The sequence below is a fragment of the Blastomonas sp. genome (assembly GCF_041747255.1).
In the GTDB taxonomy this organism is placed as follows: Bacteria; Pseudomonadota; Alphaproteobacteria; order Sphingomonadales; family Sphingomonadaceae; genus Blastomonas.
This window is the reverse complement of record NZ_JBGTFM010000449.1, coordinates 1-4822: the sequence shown is the minus strand read 5'-3', so window position 1 is coordinate 4822 and position 4822 is coordinate 1. Positions and strand designations below refer to the sequence as shown.

The 4822-nt window shown below is 64.2% G+C and carries 6 protein-coding genes; 2 read left to right on the top strand and 4 right to left on the bottom strand.

Going from position 1 to position 4822, the window contains the following annotated elements; genetic code table 11:
• Both ACEW8G_RS15020 and ACEW8G_RS15015 read left to right on the top strand, forming a co-directional pair.
• The coding region (locus tag ACEW8G_RS15020; RefSeq protein WP_373489206.1) for a cold-shock protein at positions 1-596 on the top strand (596 nt) is incomplete at its 5' end.
• A 149-nt stretch (positions 597-745) separates the two neighbouring features.
• On the top strand, positions 746-1501 hold the full coding sequence (locus tag ACEW8G_RS15015; protein WP_373489205.1) for an SDR family NAD(P)-dependent oxidoreductase: 756 nt from the start codon (positions 746-748) through the stop codon (positions 1499-1501).
• 5 nt (positions 1502-1506) lie between these two features.
• Here ACEW8G_RS15015 and ACEW8G_RS15010 read toward each other — a convergent pair whose 3' ends face one another.
• The 4 genes from ACEW8G_RS15010 to ACEW8G_RS14995 form a co-directional block, all read right to left on the bottom strand.
• On the bottom strand, positions 1507-1887 hold the full coding sequence (locus ACEW8G_RS15010; RefSeq protein ID WP_373489204.1) for a VOC family protein: 381 nt from the start codon (positions 1885-1887) through the stop codon (positions 1507-1509).
• 59 nt (positions 1888-1946) lie between these two features.
• A complete protein-coding gene (locus tag ACEW8G_RS15005; protein WP_373489203.1) occupies positions 1947-2351 on the bottom strand; it encodes a DUF2177 family protein in 405 nt (134 codons plus the stop codon).
• Positions 2352-2367: 16 nt separating this feature from the next.
• Positions 2368-3240 carry a CoA ester lyase gene (locus tag ACEW8G_RS15000; RefSeq protein WP_373489202.1) on the bottom strand — a complete coding sequence of 291 codons (873 nt, stop codon included), beginning with the start codon at positions 3238-3240 and terminating at the stop codon, positions 2368-2370.
• Positions 3241-3285: 45 nt separating this feature from the next.
• On the bottom strand, positions 3286-4822 hold a 1537-nt coding region (locus ACEW8G_RS14995), incomplete at its 5' end, for a PP2C family protein-serine/threonine phosphatase (protein WP_373489201.1).

Here is a 4822-nt window from a genome sequence, read left to right as displayed (position 1 = left end):
CTCCGGGTGGCGGCGGCGGCGCACGCGGCGGCTTTGGTGGCATGCCGACCCAGGTGGTCGGTGAGGCCAAGGGCAAGGTTAAGTTCTTCAACGCCCAGAAGGGCTTCGGCTTTATCCAGCGCGATGATGGCGGCGAGGATGTGTTTGTGCACATCAGCGCGGTCGAACGCGCGGGTCTGTCAAACCTGGCCGAAGGTCAGGGGCTTGAGTTCACTTTGGTGGATCGCGGCGGCAAGGTCTCGGCCAGCGACCTCAAGGTCGATGGCGAGCTGATCGAAGTCAGCGAAGGCCATGGTGGTGGCGGCGGCGACCGGGGTGGAGATCGCGGTGGAGATCGCGGCGCTCCGCGCGGAGAGGCGCCCCGGCGCGAACTGACCGGCGAACGCGCCACGGGCACGGTGAAGTTTTTCAACAGCATGAAAGGCTTTGGCTTCATCACCCGTGATGACGGCCAGCCCGATGCCTTTGTGCATATTTCCGCAGTCGAACGTGCGGGCATGAACGGCCTCAATCAGGGCGATCGCTTGGCGTTCGACCTTGAGGTCGACCGGCGCGGCAAGCATTCGGCGGTCAATCTGGTCGCACACCACGATTGATTGGCCGCTGATCCCCTGGGATCAGAAACCGCAACTTGAACCCCGTTCCGGCAAGACCGGGGCGGGGTTTGTTGTTGACGTGGCGCGTGCAGCCGCGTTTTTTTAACGCCCGATCATTTCAATACCCACGCCTGCAAGGGAACCATCGCATGAGTCTAACCGCAGATCTTTCCGGCCAGCGAATCCTCATCACCGGCGCATCGAGCGAGGGCTTTGGCGCGCATTTCGCGCGGCTGCTGGCGCGCTGCGGGGCGCATGTTGTGGTTGCCGCGCGGCGGATTGACGCGCTTGATGCGCTTGTGGCAGAAATTGCGGCGGACAGCGGCAGCGCGAGCGCGGTGCGCATGGATGTCGCGGATCTCGCTTCGGTGCGCGACGCCCTGGCGGGGGCAGGGGCGATCGACACCTGTATCAACAACGCCGGGGTCGCGGTGACCAAGCGCGCGCTCGACCAGACCGAGGCGGATTACGACTTCGTGATGGACACCAACCTTAAGGGCGCGTGGCAGGTCGCGACCGAGGCGGCGCGGGTGATGCGCGATGCCGGCGGTGGCAACATCATCAACATCGCGTCGATCACCGGCTATCAGCCCGCCGGCGGCAACGCGCCTTATGTGATGTCAAAAGCCGGGGTGCTGCATATGACGCGGCAGCTGGCGATGGAGCTGGCGCGGTTCAACATCCGCGTCAATGCGCTCGCGCCGGGCTATTTCCTGACCGACATCAACCGGGCGCAGCTGGCCGGAGAGGCGGGCGAACCCTTGCGCAAACGCATCGCGATGCGGCGCTATGGCGAATTGTGCGATCTTGACGGGCCGCTGCTCTTGCTCGCCTCAGACGCCAGCCGCTTCATGACCGGCAGCGTCATCACAGTCGATGGCGGACATCTGGTGCAGCCGTTGTAACGGCCCTATCCGGCCTGCGTCAGGCTGAGCACATTGCCGTCGGGATCATTGAAAAATGCGACGCGCGCGGAGCCATCGGGTGCGGTCCAGATGCCGTCGGCGTCCTGGCCCATGCCTTCATAGATGGTGAAGGCGACGCCTTTGCCCGCCAGTTCGCGCACGCTCGACACGATATCGGTGACGCTCCAGCCCAGCACCGGGTGCGGCCCGGCGACAAAGCCTTCGACGTGTGTGATCCGCAGCGTCGCACCTGCCATATCAAATACATCGGCAAAGCCATCGTCTACAATGAACGGCAGGCCCAGCACGTCACGATAAAACGCGGCTGACGCGACCTTGTCGGCGGTGATGATGAAGGTGACGACCTGCGCACTGGATAATGTCATGACGATTCTCTCCCCCGGCGACCCGTGCGGAGTGTATCACGGATGCCCTGCCGTCGTCATCACCGCAGGATCGACCGCGCCGCCCAAAAGCCCGCCAACGCCGATGATCCGGTCAGGAACGTGCCCCACATGATATCGAGCACGGTGATCTGCGTGCTCCACAACTTCAACGTCGCCTGATTGGTCAGGTCATAGGTCATATAGCAGAAGAATCCGAACAGCGCGCCCCTGACCAAAGCCGTCTGCCAGCGGCCATCCGCCAGCGCCGGGGCGACCGCGAAAATCTGGATGCCCAGAATGTAGAGCAGGTAAAACACCACTGCCGGGGCGAGCCGGAATGAAGGTGCGAGGATTTCGCCCAGCACCGGCTGATACAGCCGCGTCGCCATCGTTTTTAGCCAGACGCTGTCGATCAGCGCAAAGGCGAGGCCGGTGGCAAGATAAGCGATGATGTAGCGCAGCATGAACAGGGCCTCTGGTTCAGGAGCGGGACGCGATCGCGCTGGCAATAGCACGCAGCTGCCTCGCCTGCTCGAGGTGCAGCAGCTCGGCCATCTTGCCATCCACTTGCACTGCACCCTTGCCGGCGTTTTCAGGCAAAGCAAAGGCGGCAATCACCGCATCGGCCCAGGCGAGTTCATCAGCGCTTGGCGAAAACACGGCATTGCATGGGGTGATCTGATTGGGGTGAATCAGGGTTTTGCCGTCAAACCCAAACAGCAGGCCCTGTTCGGCCTCGGCCCCAAACACGTGCAGGTCACGAAATTCGTTGCACACCCCGTCGAGGATCGAAAGCCCATGCGCACGTGCCGCTGCGACAGCGAGCGACAGCATCGGCAAAAACGGGGTGCGGGCAGGAGTGAGGTGCGCGCGCATTTCCCTGGCAAGGTCATTGACCCCTATCACGAACAGCGACAGCCGGGTGCTGGAACCGCGCGCTGCGATGGCATTGAGCTGCGGGATGCAGGCGCAGGTCTCGATCATTGCCCAAAGTTGCATCGATGGCGGCGCGGCGGCGAGTGCGGCGTGGGCGGCGTCAATGTCGGCCGCGCCATAGACCTTAGGCAGCAACACCGCATCAGCGCCCGAGCACGCAACCGCCGCCAGATCGTCCGCGCCCCATAGGGTGCCGAGCGCATTGACCCGGATCGCGACCTCGCGCGGTCCGAAACCGCCTTCGCGCAGCGCGGTGAGCGCCGCCTCGCGTGCCAGCAGCTTGGCTTCGGGTGCGACGGCATCTTCCAGATCGAGGATGATGACATCGGCTGGGAGATTGCGCGCTTTCTCGATCGCGCGGGCGTTTGATGCGGGCAGGTAGAGCGCGCTGCGGCGGGGGCGGGGGATCTTGTTCAACGGCTTTAGGTCCTTGTTGATGGGGCGACCGCCACCCGTTCGATCTCACCCAAAGTGACCACCCAGATAGCGGAAGGCAACCACGGTCAGGTCATCGCTGGCATCTGCGCCATCCTCGAACACCCGCACCGCTTTCGAGATGCTGTCTACCATCTCGGCGGCGCTCGCCCCCGGTGTCGCAAGCGTCGTGCGAGTACGCTCATTGCCGAACAGCGCGTCACTATTGTTTTGCGCCTCTGTCACGCCATCGGTGATCAGCACGAGGGCCTCACCGGGCTTCAGCACAGTGTGTTCGGAAGGCCAGGGATAGTCCATGATGCAGAACGGCGGCCCGCCCTCCAGCACCACCTCGCTCACTGTGCCGTCGGGCGCAACGCGCAAGGGGTTGTCGTGCCCTGCATTGACCATCTCGACCGCGCCGGTGGAAAGGTCGATGAGGCACAGCAGCATGGTCAGCCCCAGCTGATCGCCGCTGTCGCGCATCAGTTCAGTGTTGAGCAGCGCAGCGGTCTCGGCAAGATCGCTGTCGCTGCGCAACATGACGCTTTTGGTCAGCGCCTTTGAGAGCGCCATGAACAGCGCGGCAGGAACGCCCTTGCCGGTGACATCGGCGATGATCACGACATAGCGATCGGCATCGAGCGGCACGATGTCATAAAAGTCCCCACCCACGGATTTGGCGGCTTCAAGCTGCGCGGCAATCTCGACGCGCGGATCGATGGCGGCAAGCGCCTTGCGATCGGGCAGCATGCCAAGCTGGATCGCGCGCGCCGCGCCCAGTTCGCCCTCGCTGCGGCTCTGCGCATCGCGCAGTTTCGCGCGGTCACGCCGTGCTTCGCTGAACAAGGCGGCGAACACCGCGAACGCCGTGCCGCCGCCGAGCACCAGGGGACGCACCGGATCGAACAGCTGCTGTGCAAACACGAACAGCGTTGCGCTCGCCACAGGCAATACAACCAAAGCCGCAGCCATGAGGCCCCAGCTTGCGCTTGCCTTCGTCTTGCTTATCGCCAGCCACATGACCGCCAGGGCGAGCAGCACGCCGATCAGCCATTCGGCCATCTGCAGCGACCCCGGCCGGTCAAGCCAGCCGCCGCGCCGGATCGCATCGGCGGCCTGCGCCTGCACCAGCACGCCGAACATCTCCGACCCCAATGGCGTCGAGACGATATCGATCGTGCCCTCTGCGGTCAGCGAGACGACGACGATCTTGCCAGCGAGCACCTGCAGATCGAAATCCTCGCCCAGCACCTCCAGCGCCGAAAAGACATGCGCCTCAGGCACCTGCCCGAAGCGCAACCGCATACGGCCCTGCGGGTCGAGCGGCACCCGGTGCGCGCCGATGCGCATATGGCCAGGTGACAGCTTGATTTCGGGATCGGTGCCAGTGTCGCTGTCGAGCGCCGCACGCACCATTTCAAGTGCCAGCCCGGGCACCATGGTCTCGCCAGTCTGCATGACCATCGGCACGGCACGCACCGTGCCATCGGCATCGGGCTGGCCATTGAGCAGGCCAAAACCAAAGGCGCGCGACTCCAGCAGATCGAGCGCGGGCTGAACCTGGCTGTAGCGCAGCCGCCCC